18 protein-coding genes are annotated in these 20,233 nt (G+C 63.4%); 13 read left to right on the top strand and 5 right to left on the bottom strand.

The window, feature by feature from the left end:
• Nucleotides 1–93 precede the first annotated feature (93 nt).
• Nucleotides 94–1,995 carry a DUF3857 domain-containing transglutaminase family protein gene (locus PQR54_RS02015; protein WP_408243855.1) on the top strand — a complete coding sequence of 634 codons (1,902 nt, stop codon included), beginning with the start codon at nt 94–96 and terminating at the stop codon, nt 1,993–1,995.
• 27 nt (nt 1,996–2,022) lie between these two features.
• Here PQR54_RS02015 and PQR54_RS02010 read toward each other — a convergent pair whose 3' ends face one another.
• Complete coding sequence (locus tag PQR54_RS02010) at nt 2,023–3,051, bottom strand: serine/threonine protein kinase (protein WP_408243854.1); 1,029 nt, start codon at nt 3,049–3,051, stop codon at nt 2,023–2,025.
• Nucleotides 3,052–3,167: 116 nt separating this feature from the next.
• Complete coding sequence (locus PQR54_RS02005) at nt 3,168–3,380, bottom strand: hypothetical protein (RefSeq protein WP_149668694.1); 213 nt, start codon at nt 3,378–3,380, stop codon at nt 3,168–3,170.
• Between the two features lie 427 nt (nt 3,381–3,807).
• Between PQR54_RS02005 and PQR54_RS02000 the strand changes: the two genes are divergently transcribed.
• The 5 genes from PQR54_RS02000 (at nt 3,808) to PQR54_RS01980 (ending at nt 11,708) form a co-directional block, all read left to right on the top strand.
• On the top strand, nt 3,808–6,990 hold the full coding sequence (locus PQR54_RS02000; RefSeq protein WP_408243853.1) for an efflux RND transporter permease subunit: 3,183 nt from the start codon (nt 3,808–3,810) through the stop codon (nt 6,988–6,990).
• 88 nt (nt 6,991–7,078) lie between these two features.
• Nucleotides 7,079–8,284, top strand: a complete 1,206-nt coding sequence (locus tag PQR54_RS01995; RefSeq protein ID WP_408243852.1) for an efflux RND transporter periplasmic adaptor subunit — start codon at nt 7,079–7,081, stop codon at nt 8,282–8,284.
• On the top strand, nt 8,281–9,810 hold the full coding sequence (locus PQR54_RS01990) for an efflux transporter outer membrane subunit (RefSeq protein WP_408243851.1): 1,530 nt from the start codon (nt 8,281–8,283) through the stop codon (nt 9,808–9,810). Before PQR54_RS01995 ends, PQR54_RS01990 begins: the two co-directional genes overlap by 4 nt.
• Nucleotides 9,811–9,957: 147 nt before the next feature.
• The gene (locus PQR54_RS01985) at nt 9,958–11,250 is read left to right on the top strand and encodes an MFS transporter (RefSeq protein WP_408243850.1); all 1,293 of its coding nucleotides are present in this window, start codon (nt 9,958–9,960) and stop codon (nt 11,248–11,250) included.
• Between the two features lie 272 nt (nt 11,251–11,522).
• Nucleotides 11,523–11,708, top strand: coding sequence for a hypothetical protein (locus tag PQR54_RS01980; protein ID WP_012431424.1), 186 nt, complete (start codon nt 11,523–11,525; stop codon nt 11,706–11,708).
• A 65-nt stretch (nt 11,709–11,773) separates the two neighbouring features.
• Here the strand turns inward: PQR54_RS01980 and mgrA are convergent, their stop codons facing one another.
• Nucleotides 11,774–12,817 carry an L-glyceraldehyde 3-phosphate reductase gene (gene mgrA, locus PQR54_RS01975; protein WP_408223264.1) on the bottom strand — a complete coding sequence of 348 codons (1,044 nt, stop codon included), beginning with the start codon at nt 12,815–12,817 and terminating at the stop codon, nt 11,774–11,776.
• A gap of 214 nt (nt 12,818–13,031) precedes the next feature.
• On the opposite strand from mgrA, the gene PQR54_RS01970 reads away from it, so the two are divergent.
• A complete protein-coding gene (locus PQR54_RS01970; protein ID WP_408223266.1) occupies nt 13,032–13,238 on the top strand; it encodes a DUF3185 family protein in 207 nt (68 codons plus the stop codon).
• Between the two features lie 79 nt (nt 13,239–13,317).
• On the opposite strand, the gene PQR54_RS01965 is transcribed toward PQR54_RS01970, so the two are convergent.
• Entirely contained in the window at nt 13,318–14,079 is a 762-nt protein-coding gene (locus tag PQR54_RS01965; protein ID WP_408243849.1) for a phytanoyl-CoA dioxygenase family protein, read from the bottom strand.
• 135 nt (nt 14,080–14,214) lie between these two features.
• Between PQR54_RS01965 and PQR54_RS01960 the strand changes: the two genes are divergently transcribed.
• Together PQR54_RS01960 and PQR54_RS01955 are read left to right on the top strand one after the other, a co-directional pair.
• A complete protein-coding gene (locus tag PQR54_RS01960; protein ID WP_408243848.1) occupies nt 14,215–14,535 on the top strand; it encodes a hypothetical protein in 321 nt (106 codons plus the stop codon).
• Nucleotides 14,536–14,539: 4 nt separating this feature from the next.
• Entirely contained in the window at nt 14,540–14,905 is a 366-nt protein-coding gene (locus tag PQR54_RS01955; protein ID WP_408243847.1) for a hypothetical protein, read from the top strand.
• 193 nt (nt 14,906–15,098) lie between these two features.
• Here PQR54_RS01955 and metK read toward each other — a convergent pair whose 3' ends face one another.
• The gene (gene metK / locus PQR54_RS01950; RefSeq protein ID WP_012431419.1) at nt 15,099–16,289 is read right to left on the bottom strand and encodes a methionine adenosyltransferase; all 1,191 of its coding nucleotides are present in this window, start codon (nt 16,287–16,289) and stop codon (nt 15,099–15,101) included.
• A gap of 277 nt (nt 16,290–16,566) precedes the next feature.
• Between metK and PQR54_RS01945 the strand changes: the two genes are divergently transcribed.
• The 4 genes from PQR54_RS01945 (at nt 16,567) to xerC (ending at nt 20,188) form a co-directional block, all read left to right on the top strand.
• Nucleotides 16,567–17,451, top strand: coding sequence for a lipid A biosynthesis lauroyl acyltransferase (locus PQR54_RS01945; RefSeq protein WP_408243846.1), 885 nt, complete (start codon nt 16,567–16,569; stop codon nt 17,449–17,451).
• Between the two features lie 94 nt (nt 17,452–17,545).
• Nucleotides 17,546–18,445: a diaminopimelate epimerase gene (gene dapF / locus PQR54_RS01940; protein ID WP_408243845.1), complete on the top strand. Its 900-nt coding sequence runs from the start codon at nt 17,546–17,548 to the stop codon at nt 18,443–18,445.
• A 57-nt stretch (nt 18,446–18,502) separates the two neighbouring features.
• Complete coding sequence (locus tag PQR54_RS01935; RefSeq protein WP_408243844.1) at nt 18,503–19,225, top strand: DUF484 family protein; 723 nt, start codon at nt 18,503–18,505, stop codon at nt 19,223–19,225.
• Nucleotides 19,226–19,264: 39 nt separating this feature from the next.
• On the top strand, nt 19,265–20,188 hold the full coding sequence (gene xerC / locus PQR54_RS01930; protein WP_408243843.1) for a tyrosine recombinase XerC: 924 nt from the start codon (nt 19,265–19,267) through the stop codon (nt 20,186–20,188).
• The last annotated feature ends 45 nt before the right edge of the window (nt 20,189–20,233 follow it).

Below are 20,233 nucleotides of genomic sequence, written 5' to 3'. Positions count from 1 at the left end.
ATCGCAACGCGCGACATCCGCTTGACAACTTTGCGGCGCAAACCGACCCTAACTGGCGATCCCGTCAACGTTACGTTCGGATACCAGCCTGCCATGCGCCTCTCTTTCCTGGTCTGTCTTGCATCTCTCGGCTGGCTTGCCGGCATCCACGGCGCGGGCGCCAGCGTTCCCGCCAAACTGGACGATCCGTACACCAACGAAGGCGAGACGCAAACCTTCACCGTCAACGCCGACGGCTCCTTCACCAAGCTCGATTCGATGACGCTGCACGTGAATAACGAAGCCGGCGTCGCGCGGGTCGCGCAGCAATACGTCTGGTTCAACCGCAACATGGCGGACGTGCAGATCCTCGAGGCCTACACGATCACCGCCGACGGCGTGCATCACGACGTGCAGCCCGAGCAGATCCGCAATGTTCAGGAAGCACGCTCGTTCGATGCGCCGATGTTTCAGGACATCCAGGAAAAGGTGATCGTGTTCCCCGCCGTCGAACCGGGCGCGCGCGTGCATCTCACCTATCGCAAGACGCAGAAGCAGCCGATCGTGCCGGGCGAATTCAGCGACTTCACACCGCCCGATCTCGCGCCGACGCACAACTTCCGTCTGATCTACGATCTGCCCGCCGACAAGCCGCTTTATGCCGACGCGCGCGGTTTCACCGCTCTGCAACCCGTGACGCGCGACGGCCGCACGCGTTACGAATATCGCTACGACAAGGCGCATTTCAGCCGGCTGGAACGCGGCTCGGTTGCGTACGTTTCTTATGGCGACCGGCTGATGGTCTCGACCTTCCCCGACTACGCCGCGTTCGCCGCGACCTACCGCGAATCGGCGGTGGACCCGAGCGCGCACGACGCCGCCGTCACGCGTCTCGCGCAACAGCTCACCGCGCACGACCGCACGCCGCGCGACAAGGCCAAGACGCTGTACGACTGGGTGCGTCGCAACGTGCGCTATGTGGCGATCAACGTCGGACGCGGCGCGGTCGTGCCGCATAGCGCGAGCGCGGTGCTTGCGAATCGCTACGGCGATTGCAAGGATCACGTGGCGCTGTATGGCGCGCTGCTCGACGCGGCCGGCGTGCGCAACGAGCCGGCCCTGATCAGCAGCGGCACGATCTACACGCTGCCAAGCGTGCCGGGCTACGGTGTCATCAATCACATCATTACTTGGCTGCCGGATTTGCAGCAATACGTTGACTCGACCGCGTCGAATATCGAATTCGGTTTTCTGCCGTCGTCCGATATGAACCGGCCGACCGTGCTCGTCGGCGAGGGCGTGCTCTCGCGCACACCGGCAACCGCGTTCATGACGCGCAGCACCGATCTGTCGATCAAGGTCGAACCGGACGGCTCGGCGAGCTTTACGTACCGGCTGGAAGCGGCCGGCGCTTCGGCTGAACAGGCGCGCGCGATGTTGCGCACGCAGACGCCCGCGCAACGCGAGGAGTCGATTCAGGCCGAACTGCGCAGCGCCAACCTGCGTGGCACCGCGACGCTCGCCACCAATGACCTCGGCGTCGCCGACGGCCCGCTCGTCATTACGATGAAAGGCACGCTGGAAAGTCTCGTGGTGCCGGGCGCGGCGGCGTCGATTCCAGCGTTGACGAGTCTGGCGGGCGGATTCGAGGCGGATGCGCGGTACTGGCTCGGCGAGCGTCAGCGCACGCAGCCGTTCGTCTGTCACAACCTGGCGTTGCACGAACGCGCGCGCCTTGAGTTGCCCGCCAATTTTCGCGTGCTCGACATGCCGGAGGCGAAACGAACCCAGGATCGCTTCGTCGATTTCCAGTCGCAGTACACGTTCGATCCGCTCAGCAACGTCGTCACGATGACGCGAGACGGCGCCACGCATTTCGATAGCGACGTTTGTACGCCCGAAGACTTTGCGCAGATGCGTCCCGCGATCGAAGCAATTGGACGCGACGTGCGAGCGGAGGTGATCGTCAGATCGACGCTGGTGGAGTCGTCGAGCGTCGCTTCGCAGGCGCCGTGAGCGCCTGCTTCTTCAGAGCGCACGTACTTAGACGGGCCAGAGCGGCCCTTCCTGCATCGCGCCGAGCTGCTCGCGCAACTCGAGGATGCGCTCTTCCCAGTAACGCTGCGTGTTGAACCACGGAAACGCCGCGGGGAAAGCCGGATCGTCCCAGCGACGCGCGAGCCAAGCCTGATAATGAATCAGCCGCAGCGTGCGCAGCGCTTCGACCAGATAGAGTTCGCGCGGCTCGAAGTCGCAGAAGTCTTCATAACCGGCGAGCAGATCCGCTAGCGCGCGCGACGCTTCAACGCGTTCGCCCGGCAGCAACAGCCACAAATCCTGCACCGCCGGTCCCATGCGGCTGTCGTCGAAATCGACGAAGTGCGGCCCCGCGTCGGTCCACAGCACATTGCTCGGATGGCAGTCGCCGTGCATGCGCAACATGCGGATGTCGCCGGCCCGTTCGAACGCGCGCTCCACGCCTTCGAGCGCGAGGTTCACCACGGTTTCCCACGCGGTGCGCACGTCGTCCGGCACGAAACGGTGCGCGAGCAGAAAGTCGCGCGGTTCGTAGCCGAAGGTATGGATGTCGAGCGTGGGACGTTCGGTGTAGTTCTGCGTCTGGCCGACCGCATGGATTCGGCCGATGAATCGCCCGAGCCATTCGAGCGTGTCGCGCCGGTCGAGATCCGGCGCGCGGCCGCCGCGCCGCTCGAAGATGGAAAAACGGAAGCCGTCGAACGTATGCAGCGTGCGGCCGTCGAGGGCACGCGCAGCCACCACCGGAATCTCGCGCGCGGCGAGATCGGCAACGAAAGCGTGTTCTTCGAGGATGGCGGCGTCGCTCCAGCGCTCGGGACGGTAGAACTTCGCGACCACGGGTGGACCGTCTTCCACGCCCACCTGGTACACGCGATTCTCGTAGCTGTTGAGCGGGAGCATACGGCCGTCGGTGCGCACACCGACTGTGCTGAGCGCGCTGTCGAGCGCGTCGAGCACGATTTCCGGCTTGAGCCGGGCGAAAGGCACAGCGCTGTTCGCGCTGTCCTGTGGATCGAGGATGTCGTCGTTCATGCCCGCATTGTGCGCCGCGCCGCCGTCAAAGACGAGGGCGACGGCTCACAAGCGGAACGAACCGCGGGAACCACCCGCTGCTTACAACTTGCACACGGCTCGCACTCAAACTGCCTTCAATGGATCTGCGCGCTCGACGGTCGGACTTGCTCGCCCGTATCGATCAGGTCTTCAAGGAAAAAGGGTTCAGTATTCAGGTGCGGCGAAACGCCGGGCTCGCCGGCATACCACGCCACCATGGCCATGTCGCCGAGAATGCGCATGACGATCCCGCGCGCGCCTTGTGGCACCGCGATATGCACCGATCGGACAATCGAACCGATTTGCATGATGTTTCCCCGTTTCTCCCATAGCCGGCTTTATGATTTCGCGCCGGTCAATGTGATGATAAAAGCGTCGCTCCGCCGATAACGTTGCGTACGCACCCAATCTGCTGCGCGTGATACGCGTGAAAGGTTCGAGTTATTGTTCCCGTTTTGCGGGGCCAAGGAAAGCGCGAACTCAAGGCTCTTTACCCCTTGTTTCGCCCTATTCCCATTACGGCGCGCTGGACCGATGATTCGGAGCGTAACGCGTCGCAACGAGACCATCATAAACCCTGCTGGGGTGAGATATCAAAAACGTGCACCAACTAGACCATTTGCTCGATCGGACCGCCGCGCCAGCCTGCCCGTACTGCTGCGGTGCGCGTCACGTTCACCTCATCGGTCACTTGGATGGCGCCGCCTTGCGCGGGTTTGAGCGGCTCGACTAGTCATGTGGATCGTTCGTCTCGCGCTGCGGCGCCCGTATACGTTTGTCGTCCTGGCCCTGCTATTGCTGATCGTCGGACCTTTGACGATCCTGCGCACGCCTACAGACATCTTCCCCAATATCGACATTCCGGTGCTCTCGGTGATCTGGTCGTATAACGGCCTGCCCGCCGACGAGATGGAAAAGCGCATCGTGCTGAACTACGAGCGCGGGCTGTCGACGGCGGTCAACGACATCGAGCACACCGAGTCGACCTCGTTGAACGGCATCGCGGTGGTCAAGATTTTTTTCCAGCCGCACGCGAATATCGATGAAGCGCTGGCCGAAGTCACAGCGCTGTCGCAAACGCAATTGCGCTCGCTGCCGCCCGGCATCACGCCGCCGAATATCCTGCGCTACAACGCCTCGACGGTGCCGATCCTGCGGCTCGCGCTGTCGTCGGCCTCGCTCACCGAACAGGAGCTATTCGACTTCGGCAACAACTTCCTGAAGACGCAGCTCGCCACCGTGCCGGGCGCTTCGGCGCCGCTGCCATATGGCGGCAAGCAGCGCCAGATCATGGTCGATATCGATTCGCGCAAACTGCAGGAGCGCAATCTGTCGCCGATGGATGTGGTCAACGCGGTCACCGCACAAAATCTGATCCTGCCCTCGGGCACCGCGAAAATCGGCTCGACCGAGTATTCGGTGGAAATGAACGGCAGCCCGGATTCGCTGGCAGGCCTGAACAATATCCCGATCAAATCCACCGCCAACGGCACCGTTTATATCCGCGACGTCGCTCATGTTCGCGACGGTTTCCAGCCGCAGACCAATATCGTGCGCGTGAACGGCCAGCGTGCGGCGCTGCTGACCATCAACAAGAGCGGCAATACGTCCACGCTCGATATCGTCGACCGTATCAAGACCATGATGCCGACGCTGCGCAATCTCGTGCCCGCATCGCTGAATATCGACCCCGTCGCCGATCAGTCGCTGTTCGTGCGCGCTTCGGTGCAAGGCGTGCTGCGCGAGGCGCTGATCGCGGCCTGCCTGACCGGTCTGATGATCCTGCTGTTTCTCGGCAACTGGCGTGCCACGCTGATCATCGCCGTGTCGATTCCGCTGTCGATGATCACATCAATCATCGCGCTCTCCCTGCTCGGCGAAACCATCAACATCATGACGCTCGGCGGGCTTGCGCTCGCGGTCGGCATTCTGGTGGACGATGCGACCGTGGCGATCGAAAACATCAGCCATCAACTCGAACAAGGCAAGACACTCGAGCAGGCGATTCTCGACGGCGCGCATCAGATCGCGATTCCGACGCTGGTGTCGACCTTGTCCATCTGCATCGTCTTCGTACCGATGTTTCTGCTGACGGGCGTCGCGCACTATCTATTCATTCCGCTCGCCGAAGCGGTAGTGTTCGCGATGCTGGCGTCCTACTTCTTCTCGCGAACGCTCGTGCCGACGCTTGCGAAATACCTGCTGCGTCATCACCATAAGCCGGCGGATCCGCATCACGCGCCGGCGCAAACGCGCAATCCGTTCATGCGCGTGCACTACGCATTCGAAGGCGGCTTCGCGCGTTTGCGTGACCGCTATCGCGTGTTTCTCGAAGCGCGCGTCGCGCGGCCGGGGTTGTTCGTGACGCTGTTTCTGGTCTGCTGCGGCGCGTCGATGTTGCTGATGCCGTTTCTCGGTCGCGACTTTTTCCCCGCAGTCGATGCCGGCACGATCGCGCTGCATCTGCGCGCGAAAACCGGTATGCGGGTGGAGGAAACGGCGGTCGTGACGGATCGTGTCGATACGCGAATCCGCCAGTTGATACCGCCTGGCGAGCTGCATTCGATCATCGACAACATCGGCTTGCCGGTCTCGGGCATCAACCTTTCGTATAGCAACACCGGCACGATCGGCACCTCGGATGCGGACGTGCTGATCACGCTCAATCCCGATCATCATCCGAGCGCGGATTACGTGCGCACGCTGCGGCGCACGCTGACCGACGAATTCCCGGGCGTGCAGTTCGCGTTCCTACCCGCGGATATCGTCAGTCAAACGCTCAACTTCGGCATGCCGTCGCCGATCGATATTCAGATCGTCGGGCGTGACGTGGCCGGCAATCGCGTGTTCGCCGCGAAGTTGCTGAATCGGCTGCGCACGGTGCCCGGTCTCGTCGACGCGCGCATCCAGCAGCCCGCCGATTTGCCGCGCATCTTTATCGATGTGGACCGCACGCGCGCGCAGCAAGCCGGCTTCTCGCAACGCGACATCGCGAGCAATCTGCTGATCACGTTGTCCGGCAGCCAGCAAACCACGCCGACGTTCTGGCTCAATCCGCGCAACGGCGTGAGCTACAACGTGATCACCGAAGCGCCGCAATACACGATCGATTCGCTGCAATCACTCGCGAACATTCCGCTCAACGCGAACGGCCGCAGCAACATTCTCGGCTCGCTCGCCACCATGAGGCGCGAAGCGGGTAACGCGACGCTCACGCACTACAACGCGCAGACCACGATCGATATTTTCGGCACCGCCGACGGCCGTGATCTGGGCGGCGTGTCCGACGACATCCGCAAGATCATCGACGACGCCAAGGCCGATCTGCCCAAAACCTCGACCATCGAAGTGCGCGGCCAGGTGCAGACCATGAACGATTCGTTCTCGGGGCTGTTCGCGGGTCTCGTGTTCGCGATCCTGCTGGTGTATCTGCTGATCGTGGTGAATTTCCAGTCGTGGCTCGATCCGTTCATCATCATCACCGCGCTGCCGGGCGCGCTCGCGGGCATCGTGTGGATGCTGTTTCTCACGCACACCACGCTGTCGATTCCCGCGCTCACGGGCGCGATCATGTGTATCGGCATCGCCACCGCCAACTCGATTCTCGTGATCAGCTTCGCGCGCGAGCAGTTGCTCGAACACGGCGACGCGACGCGCGCGGCGATCGAAGCGGGCTTCACGCGTTTTCGTCCGGTGCTGATGACGGCGCTCGCAATGGTGATCGGCATGGTGCCGATGGCGATCGGTCTCGGCGAGGGCGGCGAGCAGAACGCGCCGCTCGGGCGCGCGGTGATCGGCGGTTTGACGATCGGCACGCTGGCGACGTTGATTTTCGTGCCGGTGGTGTTTTCGATGATCTACCGGCGACTCGCGGCACGTCGCTTGCGCGCGGCTGAGCATGTGGTGGGGAAGCCGTGATGCAGGGCATCTTCGTCATCGCGACCGCATTGGCAGGCAGCATAAGAGGCAGCCTGGACTGCCCACGCATCTCTACAGGGGAAGTTTGATGGAAGGACAACGTCCAGAGCGTTCCGGCACCACGCACGATCCGGCCAAAGCGAAACGCGCACGCTGGATCGGCATCGCGATCGCCGTGGCCGTCATCGCGCTGGCGGCGCAAGGTATCTGGTCGCGCCACGACGCGCACGCGGCGCTCGAACGCGATGCCGAGCATACGAGCCAGACGAGCGTCGAAGTCGTGCGGCCGCAGAAGTCGACGGCCGGACTCGATCTCGTGCTGCCCGGCAACGTGCAGGCTTTTCTCGATACGCCGATCTACGCGCGCACCAACGGCTACCTGAAGAAGTGGTACGCCGATATCGGCGCGCATGTGAAAAACGGCCAGTTGCTGGCGGAAATCGATACGCCCGAAGTGGACGATCAACTGCGCGCGGCCCGCGCCGATCTCGCGAACGCCAACGCCAACTACGCGCTCGCGAAAAGCACCGCCGACCGCTGGACCGACATGCTCAAAAGCAAATCGGTCTCGAAGCAGGAAACCGACGAGAAGGTCGGCGACATGCTCGCGAAGAAAGCCACGCTCGACGCCGCGCGCTTCAACGTGGCGCGGCTCGAGAAGACGCAGTCGTTCCAGAAGGTCTATGCGCCGTTCGACGGCATCGTGACGGCGCGCAATGTGGACGTCGGCGCGCTGATCGATGCGGGTAGTTCGGGTGGCCCGGCGAAGGAGTTGTTTCACGTCGCGCAGGCGGATCGGTTGCGCGTTTATGTGAATGTGCCACAGGCTTACGCGCAGCAGGTTCGCGCGCAGCAGAACGCGTTTCTCACGCTGACCGAAACGCCGTCGAAACATTATCCGGGCACGGTCGCGCGCACCGCGGGCGCCGTCGATCCGCAACAACGCACGATGCTGGTAGAGGTCGATGTCGACAACCGAAATGGCGATTTGCTGCCGGGCGCTTATGCGCAAGTGCACTTCGCGTTGGGCACGGGCGCGGCACCCTTTACGCTGCCCGGCAACGCGCTGCTGTTCCGCCCGGATGGCGTGAAAGTCGCGACCGTCGACGCGCAACGCAAGGTGAAGCTATTGCCGGTTTTGTTAGGAACAGACTTCGGCACGCGCGTGGCGATCGTGTCGGGCTTGCAAGGCGATGAGCAGGTGATCCTGAATCCGCAGGACTCGATCGTCGATGGCGCGCCTGTGCGGATCGTTCCGGCGAAAGCAGGTGCGGCGAAGGGTGCGTCGTCATGAACACGCAAGGATCCCGTCGCCGTCCTTTCGCGCCGCCGCTGCGATATGTCTCGCTGCACGCGTCCGCTGTTGCATTAGCGAGCGCATGTGCACTCACCGCATGCACGCTCGGCCCGGACTACGTGAAGCCGACCGCCACCACCGCCGCCACCTACAAAGAACTCGACGGCACCGGCTGGAAACCCGCCCAACCCGCCGACGCGCTCACACGCGGCGCGTGGTGGAGCGTCTACGCAGACCCGTCGCTCGACGCACTCGAACAACAGGTCGCGAGCGCGAACCAGAACGTGCAGGCCGCCGAAGCGCGCTTTCGCGCCGCCCGCGCCACTGTGGCGCAATATCGGTCGAGCTTCTTTCCGGTCGTCAGCGCGAATGGCGCCTATTCGCGCGCGCGGTCGTCGGAGAACGTGCTGCACAAATCGACCGCCGGTCTCACGCTGAACGACTACCTCGTGCAGGCCGACGCCTCGTGGGAACCCGACCTATGGGGCCGCGTGTCGCGCAGCGTCGAAGGCGCTAAAGCCGAAGCGCAGGCGAGCGCTGCCGATGCCCAGGCCGTGCTCCTCTCGATGCAGGCCGAACTCGCGACCGACTACTTCGAGCTGCGCGGACTCGATCAGGAGCGCCACCTGCTCGACGACACGATCGACGCCTACAAGCAAGCCCTCGATCTGACGCAGCACCGCTACACGGGCGGCATCGCCACTGACGCCGATGTCGCACAGGCGCAGACGCAACTGAAGACCACCCAGGCGCAAGCACTCGACCTCGGCGTGCAGCGCGCGCAACTCGAACACGCGATCGCGATTCTGATTGGCCAGTCGCCTTCCACGTTTTCGCTGCCGGTTGCGCCGCTCGCCGCGGTGCCGGTCGTGGCGTCGGCGGGCGTGCCGTCCGCGCTGCTTGAACGCCGGCCAGACATCGCGGCGGCGGAGCGGCAAGTCGCCGATATGAACGCGCAGATCGGCGTGGCGACGGCCGCGTTTTTTCCGAACCTCATTTTGTCAGTGACGGGCGGCCTCGAAGCAACCAACTACAGTCAATGGTTGCTGGCGCCGAGCCGGCTTTGGTCGCTTGGGCCGACGTTGGCGGGCACGCTGCTCGACTTCGGCGGACGCGCTTCCGTAAAGGAACAAGCCCGCGCGCACTACGACGAAAGCGTCGCGCAATACCGGCAGACGGTGCTGAGCGCCTTCGGCCAGGTTGAAGACAATCTCGCTGCGCTGCGCGTGCTCGAACAGGAAGCGGCCACACAGGACGATGCGGTGGCCGCCGCGCAACGAGCGCTGGCGGTCGTATCGAATCGCTACAAGAATGGCGCCATCACCTATCTCGACGTGGTGGTCGCGCAAACCACCGCGCTCACCAACGAACGTAACGCCGTGTCGATCGCGCGTCGGCGGATGGCTGCGAGCGTGGCGTTGATCAAGGCACTGGGCGGCGGCTGGGACGCATCCGCGCTGCCAACGGACGAACAGATCGTGCATCCGTCCGCACCCGCGAGCGATTCAGCCGCGCACGGGTAGCCACAGCTTTCGACGCCGCGAGAGGTCGGCGGACGCGCCGTCTGATCGCGTCGCAGTGGCGGCCCGCTGAACGCCGAGCCGACTCGTGCGGCTTTTTCAGCGTATCCTTAACTCCTTTGTTCTCTGCATCCCTGAGGAGATTTTTTCGTGACCCCGCCGCCGGATGCCCACCGGACTGCTGCTTCGGCTGCTGCTTCTTCGCTCGCTTCCTCGCCTGCCTCTCCCAACGCTTCCACCGTGCCCGACATCCCTTACCTCGAACGCGGCACACGCGCTTACTGGCGCGCCAGCATCGCGCTGCTGTTCGCCGGCTACGCGACGTTCTCGCTTCTCTATTGCGTGCAGCCCTTGCTGCCGTCGTTTTCGACGGCGTTCAACGTGACACCGGCACAAAGCAGCCTGTCGCTCTCGCTGACCACGGCCGCGCTCGCGCTTGCCGTGTTCGTCGCCGGCTTCGTTTCGGAAGGCTGGAGTCGCCACAAGCTGATGACGTTGTCGCTTACCCTTTCAGCGCTGCTCACCATCGGCGTGTCGATCGCGCCGCAATGGCATCAACTGCTCGTGCTGCGCACGCTCGAAGGTCTCGCGCTCGGCGGTGTGCCCGCTGTCGCGATGGCCTATCTCGCGGAAGAAGTGCATCCCGACGGCCTCGGCCTCGCGATGGGACTCTACGTCGGCGGCACGGCGATCGGCGGGATGGCCGGACGCGTGATCACCGGCGTGGTTGCGGATCTGTTTTCGTGGCGCGTCGCGATCGGTACGATCGGCGTGCTCGGCATTCTGTCGATGCTCGCGTTTCGCGCGCTGCTGCCGCCGTCGCGTCATTTCGTGCCGCGGCGCGGGCTCGGCTTCACGCATCACCGCACCGCCCTGCTCAAGCAATTCACACGACCCGGACTGTCTCTGCTGTTTCTGCTCGGCTTCGTGCTGATGGGCAGCTTCGTCACGCTGTACAACTACATCGGCTACCGCTTGCTCGCGCCGCCTTATCAGTTGAATCAGACGGAGATCGGGGCGATCTTCGTCGTGTATCTGACGGGCGTGGTCGCCTCACCGTGGTCGGGACGCATGGCCGATACATTCGGCCGCGCCCGCGTGCTCATCGCCAGCTTGCTGTTGATGCTGCTCGGTCTTGCGCTTACCTTGTTGCAGCCGCTGGCGGCGATCGCGGCCGGCATCGCGTGCGTGACGTTCGGCTTCTTCGCCGGACATTCGGTGGCGAGCAGTTGGGTCGGACGCCTCGCCAAGGATGCCAAAGGTCAGGCCGCCGCCCTCTATCTGCTCGCGTATTACATCGGCTCGAGCGTGGTCGGCTCGTACGGCGGTCACGTGTGGGCCGGGTTCGGATGGAACGGCGTCGCGGGGCTCGTGGGTGTGTTGCTCGTCATCGGCCTGGTTGCAGCGATGCGTTTGCGCGGGCGCGAGCAAGCTCGCGTCTGAGGCTCGTGCTTCGACCCAGTGCGCATTGAATAGCGCTTAAAAGTAAGGCCAACGTAAGCGAACGCTTAAAGTTTTTCATCGTAATTGCTGCGTCGCGACAATCGCGGCGACCCTTGCCGCGCCGGGTTCAGCGGCTTGCGAATAGGCGCTGCAGCGCCGCAAAGCGTCGCTATATCGACCTGACTTGTCTCCTATACTCAAATCGAGCGGGGGCGCTGCATGACTCCATAAATCGAGCCGCCGCCTTCGCAGGGATATATAAGGAGACGAGAATGACGACCTACTTCACGATCGGCGATTTCATCCTGGTCATTCCGATGGCGTTGGCCGGGGCCTTGTTTGTCGGTGCACTTCCTTGCAAGACGGAATTCCGGCACAACGCGTTGCGCGTGCTTGGCGCGCTGATCGGCGTGATGTTCGCCGTCGTGCTGGTCGAAGGTTTGCCGGCGCTCGTCTAGAAGAAAAAAGCCGCCCCTGGGGCGGCTTTTCTATTACTGCGGTGTGAATGGCCAAGGCGCGGGGATCAGATCGCCTGATCCGTCGACGGCTTTTCCCACAGGTTGATTCCACCTTCGGTTGCGTAGCGATCGATCTCGGCCAGTTCGTCCTTCGAGAACGCGAGATTCTTCAGCGCGCCGACGTTCTCACGCACCTGCTCCGCACGGCTTGCGCCGATCAGCACGGACGTCACGCGCGGATCGCGCAGGGCCCACGCGAGCGCCATCTGCGCCAGGCTCTGGCCGCGGCGTTGCGCGATGTCGTTGAGCTTGCGCACGTGCTCGATGTTCTGCGCGCTCAAATGCTCCTGCTTCAACGAACCGCCGCCCGGTTTGTTGACGCGCGCATCGTCCGGCACGCCGTTCAGATATTTACCGGTGAGCAGGCCCTGAGCCAGCGGCGTGAACGCGATGGCGCCCGCGCCGACCTTCTCCAGCGTATCCAGCAGCTCCTGCTCGATCCAGCGATTGAGCATGTTGTACGCGGGCTGATGAATCAGCAGCGGCACCTTGTACTCGGCGAGCAGCTTTGCCATTTCGAGCGTTTTGGTTGCCGAGTACGACGAAATCCCGATGTACAGCGCCTTGCCCTGCTGCACGGCGCTCGCCAGCGCACCCGCGGTTTCTTCGAGCGGCGTATCGGCATCGAAACGATGCGAATAGAAAATATCGACGTAGTCGAGGCCCATGCGCTGCAGGCTCTGATCGAGACTCGCGAGCACGTATTTGCGCGAGCCGCCGCCTTGACCGTACGGACCCGGCCACATGTCCCAACCGGCCTTCGACGAAATCAGCAGTTCGTCGCGATACGGCTTGAAGTCGTCCTTGAAGAGCCGGCCGAAATTGGTTTCGGCGCTGCCGTACGGCGGCCCGTAGTTGTTGGCGAGGTCGAAGTGCGTGATACCCAGGTCGAAGGCGGTGCGCAGGATGTCGCGCTGCGTGGAAATCGGCGTGGTGTCGCCGAAGTTGTGCCACAGACCGAGCGACAGCGCAGGCAGTTTGAGACCCGACTTGCCGCAGACGCGGTACTGCATATCCGAATAGCGTTCTGAAGCTGCTTCGTAAGCCATTGCTAGTGTCCTTGATGGTGAAGGCGCCCGACATGCGCGGGCATGGGCAATTGCATGCTGCGGGAGGCGTGCTGCGTTGTTTTTGTAGTGAGGGATGCAGCCAGACCGCTATGGTAGCGAATCGACGTGATGCATGCAGACACCCAGTATGCGGGATGGACGAGCGCTTGCGGCTCCCCTACACTTTGCCCGACTCAAGCTCAGGGAGAGATAGATGACGAAGGCGATTTCCATCGCGTTGATTGTCGGCGGTATCGTGCTGCTGTATTTCGGCGGGCAGGCGTTCAATTCGGTGAGCAGCGACGTCTCGCGCGTCTTTACCGGTTCGCCGACCAACAAGGCGATCATGCTGATCGTGGGCGGCGTCGTGGCTACGATCGCCGGCCTGACGGGAATGGCTTTGTCGGGACGCAAGCGCTAACGGCGTGCGCGACGCGCGGTGTGGTGCTTCGGGGTCCGCGTATTCGGACCCGAAGCGCCGCCGCGAGAAATCGAAAAACCTAGAACGCCACCTCGGGCTTCGCAGCCGAACGGGTCCCCGGCAACGGCACATTGCTCGCGCCGTGATAGGTGTACACGAGCGAAAACTTCACCTGATCGGTGATGTTCTTGCCGGCCGAATGCAGCGTATTGCAGTGGAAAAACACCACGTCGCCGGGCTTGAGTTCAGGCGACACCGCGGTGCGAATCCACTCCTGATTCTCTTCCAGATCCGAACGGAAAAATTTGGCCTGATCGAACCGGTCGGAAGTGAACGGTGCGTTGTGCGACTTCGGCACGAGCCACAGCGCGCCGTTATCCACCGTCTCGGCGCCGACCGCAAGCCACACCGACACCAGATCGTCCCGCTCGAACGACCAATACCGCACGTCGCGATGCCAGCCGGTCAAGCTGCCATACGCCGGATGCTTGGTCATCATGCAGTTATGGTGCGCGCGCGACAGACGCGGCTCCTCGCCGAAATACAGTTCCATCCAGCCGCGAATTTCCGGCGCGGTCGCCCATTGCGCGAAACTCGGATGGCGCCCATACGCATCCAGCAGCCGCCGCACAGTATGGCCGCCGGGCGCCTGCTTGGAGGTCGGCGCGCCGGGATACTGCAGATCCGCTTCGAACTCGATCGGCGCGGCGGCTTCCTGCAACTGACGCTGCGCAATCTGCTTCAACTCCTCGCAACGCTCGGGCGACACCAATCCGGGCACGACGACAAAACCCTGCTCCCGCAACGTCTGAATCTGCTCTTTCTTGGAATGAAGTGACATGGTATTCCGTTACTGTCGACAAGCTGATGCACGATTGTAAAACGGGCGCGATCGCAGGGTGTGCTGTTTCACCCGCGAGAAACGGCACCTTACGCACTACTCTCATGCGCCAGGCTCGATGTTGCGGCACTTCGAATGGGCAAGCACGCACGAAAAGCGATCGCAAAGGGCGCGACCGCGCTGCCGCAAATCGCGAACTACCCCGTAAAAACCCGTATTCGCAGGGTAAAAACCGACTTTATGACGTCACGAATCGCGTGTAACCTGCGCTGCATGTTGATCGCATCTCACGCACTCTCGCGCCGCGTACAGGCCGCCGAGGCCGACTCCGCCGTACACCGTGCACCTTTCCGTCGAATTCCAGGCTTTCGCGCCGTCCATCGCGACACCGCCATTGGCACATTTGGTGCTCTTCATGGCGCACATTCCGTCGCGCGACACGTTGCCTACTTGTGAAGCCATGCATACTCTCCTGAGCACCCGTCTTACCCGCGCCGCACTGAAAGCCGCGCGTCCCGCGCGCCGCCATGTCGTGCGCGCGTTGCGCCATCACGCTACGCGCACCCGCGCGCTGGGCGAACAATGGCGCGATACCAGAGCCGTCGACGGCATTCGCACCTGGTTCAACACGTTTTTCTCCGCCTTGCGTCTGCAAGGCAGTTCACGCCGCTTTTCGCTGCGCACGCTGCTGCGCAAACCGACGCCGCTGCGCCTCACCGCGCCGCGCGCACCCGTGGCCGCGCCGCAGAATACGAGCCGCCGTCCGCGTCGAATGTCGACGAACGGCAGCACCGGCTGGTTCGCGTTCGCATTCGCGAGCCGTTAAGGCTATTACGGACGCAGCACGCGTCTCGAACGACCGGCGCGGCGTCAACGGTCGCGTCGATGCGAGAACACACGGCGGCCGTTGAAGCCGCCGGTCGACAGTCGACTGCGCTGCAAAACGGCCGCCGCAAATGAAAACCCCCCTGCTAGCTCACGCCAGCAGGGGGGTTTTTGTTAAAGCGGACGGCTCGCGCTTATTCGGCCAGCGCGGCAACCGGTTCCGTGCCGGCGGCTTCGGCGAGCGCCAATGCCTTGTCCGTGGATTCCCACGTGAATTCCGGCTCTTCGCGGCCGAAGTGACCGTAGGCCGCGCTCTTCTCGTAGATCGGGCGCAGCAGGTCGAGCATCTGGATGATGCCCTTCGGACGCAGGTCGAAATGCTCCTGCACGAGTCGCGTGATGGTCGCATCCGACACGCGGCCCGTGCCGAACGTATTCACCATCACCGAAGTCGGCTGGGCGACGCCGATCGCGTACGACACCTGAATCAGGCAGCGCGAAGCGAGGCCCGCGGCCACGATGTTCTTCGCGACATAACGGCCGGCGTAAGCCGCCGAACGGTCGACCTTGGACGGATCCTTGCCCGAGAACGCGCCGCCGCCGTGCGGTGCGGCACCGCCGTACGTATCGACGATGATCTTGCGGCCGGTCAAACCGCAATCGCCTTGCGGACCGCCGATCACGAAACGACCCGTGGGGTTCACGAGGAACTTGATGTCGCCCTTGATGAGCTCGGCCGGCAGCGTCGGCTTGATGACTTCTTCGATCACGGCTTCGCGCAGCGTGCCCAGATCGATATCCGGCGAATGCTGCGTGGACAGCACCACGGTGTCGATCGCATGCGGCTTGCCGTCGACATAACGCACGGTGACTTGCGACTTCGCGTCCGGACGCAGCCAGGGCAGACGGCCGTCACGGCGCAGATTGGCCTGACGCTCCACCAGACGGTGCGACAGGTGGATCGGCAGCGGCATCAGCTCCGGCGTTTCTTCGCACGCGTAGCCGAACATCAGGCCCTGGTCGCCGGCGCCTTGATCGAGGTTGTTGTCGTGCGCGCGGTCCACGCCTTGCGCGATGTCCGGCGATTGCTTGTCGTACGCGACGAGCACCGCGCAGCCGCGGTAGTCGATGCCGTAGTCGGTGTTGTCGTAGCCGATGCGCTTGATCGTGTTGCGCGCGACCTGGATGTAATCGACGTTCGCGGTGGTGGTGATTTCACCTGCCAGCACGACGAGACCCGTGTTGCACAGCGTTTCCGCGGCGACACGCGAGTATTTGTCCTGAGCCAGAATGGCGTCGAGAATGGCGTCCGAAATCTGATCCGCGACTTTGTCGGGATGGCCTTCGGAGACGGATTCGGAAGTGAAGAGATAGTCGTTTGCCACGTTGCAGACTCCTGTTGTGTGGTTACGGTTGAGTTTCACGTAGCCAGCTTCGGGAGCCTTGAAGCGGCGACGCTTTAGCGGATTACCTTACCAGGCGGCGCAAATCACATGGTTTGCAGCCGCCGGCTTCGCCCCGCAAGTTGTCTATTAACTCGGCGAAGCCCTTATTATAGCGACTTCTTATGATTGTCACAGAGTGTCCAAGAGTGCGGTATTACGTCAACTTTTCCGCTTTTCTGAAGCCCGTCTTGTGCCGCGCCTCTTTTCAGGAGGCGGCATGCTGAGTCGCTATGGCGCCAAACTCGCGATCGGGCTGCTGAAACTGTTTGCACTGTTGCCTTATGGTTTCGTGGCCCGCCTCGGCGACGGACTGGGCTGGTTGCTGTATCAGATCCCGAGCCGGCGCAAACGCATCGTCCATATCAATCTGAAGCTGTGCTTCCCCGAATGGAGCGACGAGCGTCGCGAAGACGTCGCGCAGAAGCATTTCCGCCATGCCATCCGCAGCTACCTCGAGCGCAGCGTGCAGTGGTTCGGCTCGGCGAAGAAGCTCGAAAAACTGATCCAGGTCGAGAGCGAAATCGATTTGACCGACCCGAATATGCCCCCCACGCTGCTCCTCGGCCTTCATTTCGTCGGCATTGAAGCCGGTGCGATCTTCATCAACTACGTGCTCGATCGTCAATGCGGCTCGCTGTATCAGCCAATGTCGAACCCGGAACTGGAAGAAGTCGCCAAAGCGGCGCGCGGACGTTTCGGCGCGGACATGGCGAGCCGCGCCGACAGCGCGCGCATCGTGCTGCGCTGGCTGCGCGATGGCAAGCCGGTGATGCTCGGCGCCGACATGGACTACGGCGCGCGCAACTCTACCTTTGTGCCGTTCTTCGGCGTGCCGACCTGCACGCTGACCGCGGTGGGACGTCTCGCCAAGGTCGGCCACGCGCGCGTCGTGCCGTTCATCGGCGAGGTGCTGCCGAACTACAAAGGCTACCGCCTCAAGGTCTTCAAGCCGTGGGAGAACTACCCGACCGGCGACGACGACGCGGACGCCCGTCGCATGAATGCCTTCCTGGAAGAGCAGATTCCGTTGATCCCCGAGCAGTACTACTGGGTCCACAAGCGCTTCAAGACCCGGCCGCCGGGTCAGCCGAGCGTGTATTGAACGGCCACCTTCGCGGTGTGCGAAGAACGCGCCACAACACGGAAATAACGCTGCGTTCGGGTGCACCCGTGAGCGCGTCACTTACAATAGCGTGATGAAACTGAAATTCACCAAAATGCACGGCGCGGGCAACGACTTCGTCGTGCTCGACGGCTACACCCAACCGGTCAACCTGACGCCGGCGCAGGTGCGCGCGCTCGCGGACCGGCATTTCGGCGTCGGCGCCGATCAGTTGCTGCTGGTCGAGAAGCCCACGGTGGCCGGAGTGGATTTCAGGTATCGCATCTTCAATTGCGACGGCGGCGAAGTCGAGCATTGCGGCAACGGCGCGCGGTGCTTCGTCAAGTTCGTGCGCGACAGTGGCCTCACCGACCAACGCAGCGTGCGCGTGCAGGTGCAAAAGGGCACCATCACGCTGACCATGCAGGAAAACGGCGAAGTGCTGGTCGACATGGGCACGCCCGTGTTCGACCCGGAACGCGTGCCGTTCGCCACCAAAGGCCTGGAAGGCCGACGCGAAGGCGCGGACACGCTCTGGCCGCTCGACGTGAACGGCACGACGCGCTGGATTTCGGTGGTGTCGATGGGCAATCCGCACGCCGTGCAAGTAGTCGACGACGTCGAGGCGTTCCTGGTGCTGGTTGAAGGCCCGGTCATCGAACGTCATGCGCGTTTTCCGCAGCGGGTGAACGCGGGCTTCATGCAGATCGTCGGCCGTAGCGAGATCAAGCTGCGCGTGTACGAACGCGGCGCGGGTGAAACGCTGGCGTGCGGCACGGGCGCCTGCGCGGCCGTAGCGGCCGGCATCCGGCGTGGGCTGCTGGACGCACCGGTGCTCGTCCACACGCATGGCGGCAAACTGACCATCACGTGGGACGCCGCGCAAGCAGACCAGCCGCTGCTGATGGCCGGCCCTGCCGCGACGGTCTTCGAAGGCGAAATCGAACTGCCGGACTCATTGGCCGACTTATTGGCCGATTCACAGGCCGCATAAACTCATTGACCGTTGCGCCGCCCCAAGGCGTCGCCCCGTAGTCCTTTAGCCGAAACCATGAACGATCGCGAAGTCGCCGAATATCTGCTTGCCAATCCTGAATTCTTCGCCGAACACGCGGAAATGCTCGCGACGATCCGCCTCGCGAACCCGCACGGCAAAGCCGCGGTGTCGCTGCAGGAACGGCAGATGGAAATGCTGCGCGACAAGAACAAGCACCTCGAACGCCGCCTCGCCGAACTCCTGCGCTACGGCCACGAGAACGACAGCATCGCGTCGAAATTCAATCGCTGGACGATTCGCGTGATGGCCGAGCGCGATCCGTATGCGTTGCCGCGCACGATTGCCACCGGTTTGCGCGACATCTTCGACGTGCCGCAAGCCGCGCTGCGCGTGTGGGATGTCGCCGAGCCGTATGCTCAAGCCGACTTCGCGCGCCATGTCGGCGAAGAAGTGCGCATTTTCGCCAACAGCCTGACCACGCCGTATTGCGGCGCGAACACCGGCTTCGAGGCGGCACAGTGGCTCATGCCCTCCGTGACCGCGGTGAGCGACGAGGGCTCGGCCGGGCACTCGGCGTCCGAGTCGGCGCACGCGACTGAATCGATCGCGCTGCTCGCACTGCGCGATCCGGAAGGCAAGGAAGAAGCGCCGACCTTCGGCCTGCTGGTAATGGGTTCCGCCGACGCGCGCCGCTTCCACGACGGCATGGCCACTGATTTCCTGACGCAGATCGGTGCGCTGGCCAGCGCGGCGCTGAGCCGTCTGCTGCCGCGGTAAGCCGCGTCCAAGCCCGCGCCAGCCGCTCGAAAAACCACCGTGACCGCCGCCGACCCGATCGCCGCCTATCTGTCGAATCTCGAACACGAGCGGCGGCTCTCGGCGCATACGCTGCGCGGCTATGCCCACGAACTGGAAGAACTCAAGCAGTTGGCCAAAGGCCGGCCGCTCGAAAGCCTCACACCCGTGGACATTCGCGGCGCCGTTTCGCGGGCGCACGCGGGCGGCCTGACGGCGCGCTCGATCAGCCACCGGCTGTCGGCGTGGCGCGCGTTTTACCGCTGGCTCGCCGGGCGCGTCGATCTGCCGGCTAATCCGGTCGCGACCGTGCGCGCCCCGAAGCAGGCTAAACCGCTGCCCAAAGCGCTCTCCGTCGACGACGCCACGCGGCTGATGGAAAGTCCGCCCGCCGCATCGCCCGAAGGTTTGCGCGATCACGCCATGCTCGAACTGTTCTACTCGTCGGGCTTGCGGCTCGCGGAACTGGTCGGCCTCGACGCCCGTTTCGCCGATGCCGACGGCTACCGCTCGGCCGGCTGGCTCAAGCTCGATTCCGCCGAAGTCGAAGTGCTCGGCAAGGGCAACCGGCGCCGCGTCGTGCCGGTCGGCAGCAAGGCGCTGGAAGCCTTACGCGCCTGGCTCGCCGTCCGCGATCAGATGGTGAAGCACGATCCGCATCCGCTGTTTCTGTCGGCGCGCGGCAATCGCCTGTCGCCGAACGTCGTGCGTGATCGGGTGAAGCGCGCGGCGCTGGTTGCCGGCATTCCCGCCAATGTGCATCCGCACGTGCTGCGGCATTCGTTCGCCACACACGTGCTGCAGTCGAGCGGCGATCTGCGCGCCGTGCAGGAACTGCTCGGCCACGCCAGCATCACCGCGACGCAGGTCTATACGGCGCTCGATTTCCAGCATCTCGCGCACGTCTATGATCAGGCGCATCCGCGCGCCAAAAAACGCGACTGACTCCGCGGCTCGATTCGCGGCGTACGGTCTCCGCTCTCGCTTCAC

The sequence above is a fragment of the Paraburkholderia phytofirmans genome (assembly GCF_046028095.1).
GTDB classification, from domain to species: domain Bacteria; phylum Pseudomonadota; class Gammaproteobacteria; order Burkholderiales; family Burkholderiaceae; genus Paraburkholderia; species Paraburkholderia phytofirmans_A.
Note: the sequence above shows the minus strand (reverse complement) of the source record. Positions and strands in the feature narration are given on the sequence as shown.

Coding starts and splice junctions, on each gene's coding strand:
- PQR54_RS01955 (WP_408243847.1), top strand. CDS start 14,540: ATGCATACTCTCCTGAGCACCCGTCTTACCCGCGCCGCACTGAAAGCC.
- PQR54_RS01945 (WP_408243846.1), top strand. CDS start 16,567: ATGCTGAGTCGCTATGGCGCCAAACTCGCGATCGGGCTGCTGAAACTG.
- PQR54_RS02010 (WP_408243854.1), bottom strand. CDS start 3,051: ATGAACGACGACATCCTCGATCCACAGGACAGCGCGAACAGCGCTGTG.
- PQR54_RS01960 (WP_408243848.1), top strand. CDS start 14,215: ATGGGCAAGCACGCACGAAAAGCGATCGCAAAGGGCGCGACCGCGCTG.
- PQR54_RS02015 (WP_408243855.1), top strand. CDS start 94: ATGCGCCTCTCTTTCCTGGTCTGTCTTGCATCTCTCGGCTGGCTTGCC.
- PQR54_RS01995 (WP_408243852.1), top strand. CDS start 7,079: ATGGAAGGACAACGTCCAGAGCGTTCCGGCACCACGCACGATCCGGCC.
- PQR54_RS01935 (WP_408243844.1), top strand. CDS start 18,503: ATGAACGATCGCGAAGTCGCCGAATATCTGCTTGCCAATCCTGAATTC.
- PQR54_RS02005 (WP_149668694.1), bottom strand. CDS start 3,380: ATGCAAATCGGTTCGATTGTCCGATCGGTGCATATCGCGGTGCCACAA.
- PQR54_RS01965 (WP_408243849.1), bottom strand. CDS start 14,079: ATGTCACTTCATTCCAAGAAAGAGCAGATTCAGACGTTGCGGGAGCAG.
- PQR54_RS02000 (WP_408243853.1), top strand. CDS start 3,808: ATGTGGATCGTTCGTCTCGCGCTGCGGCGCCCGTATACGTTTGTCGTC.
- PQR54_RS01990 (WP_408243851.1), top strand. CDS start 8,281: ATGAACACGCAAGGATCCCGTCGCCGTCCTTTCGCGCCGCCGCTGCGA.
- mgrA (WP_408223264.1), bottom strand. CDS start 12,817: ATGGCTTACGAAGCAGCTTCAGAACGCTATTCGGATATGCAGTACCGC.
- dapF (WP_408243845.1), top strand. CDS start 17,546: ATGAAACTGAAATTCACCAAAATGCACGGCGCGGGCAACGACTTCGTC.
- PQR54_RS01970 (WP_408223266.1), top strand. CDS start 13,032: ATGACGAAGGCGATTTCCATCGCGTTGATTGTCGGCGGTATCGTGCTG.
- PQR54_RS01980 (WP_012431424.1), top strand. CDS start 11,523: ATGACGACCTACTTCACGATCGGCGATTTCATCCTGGTCATTCCGATG.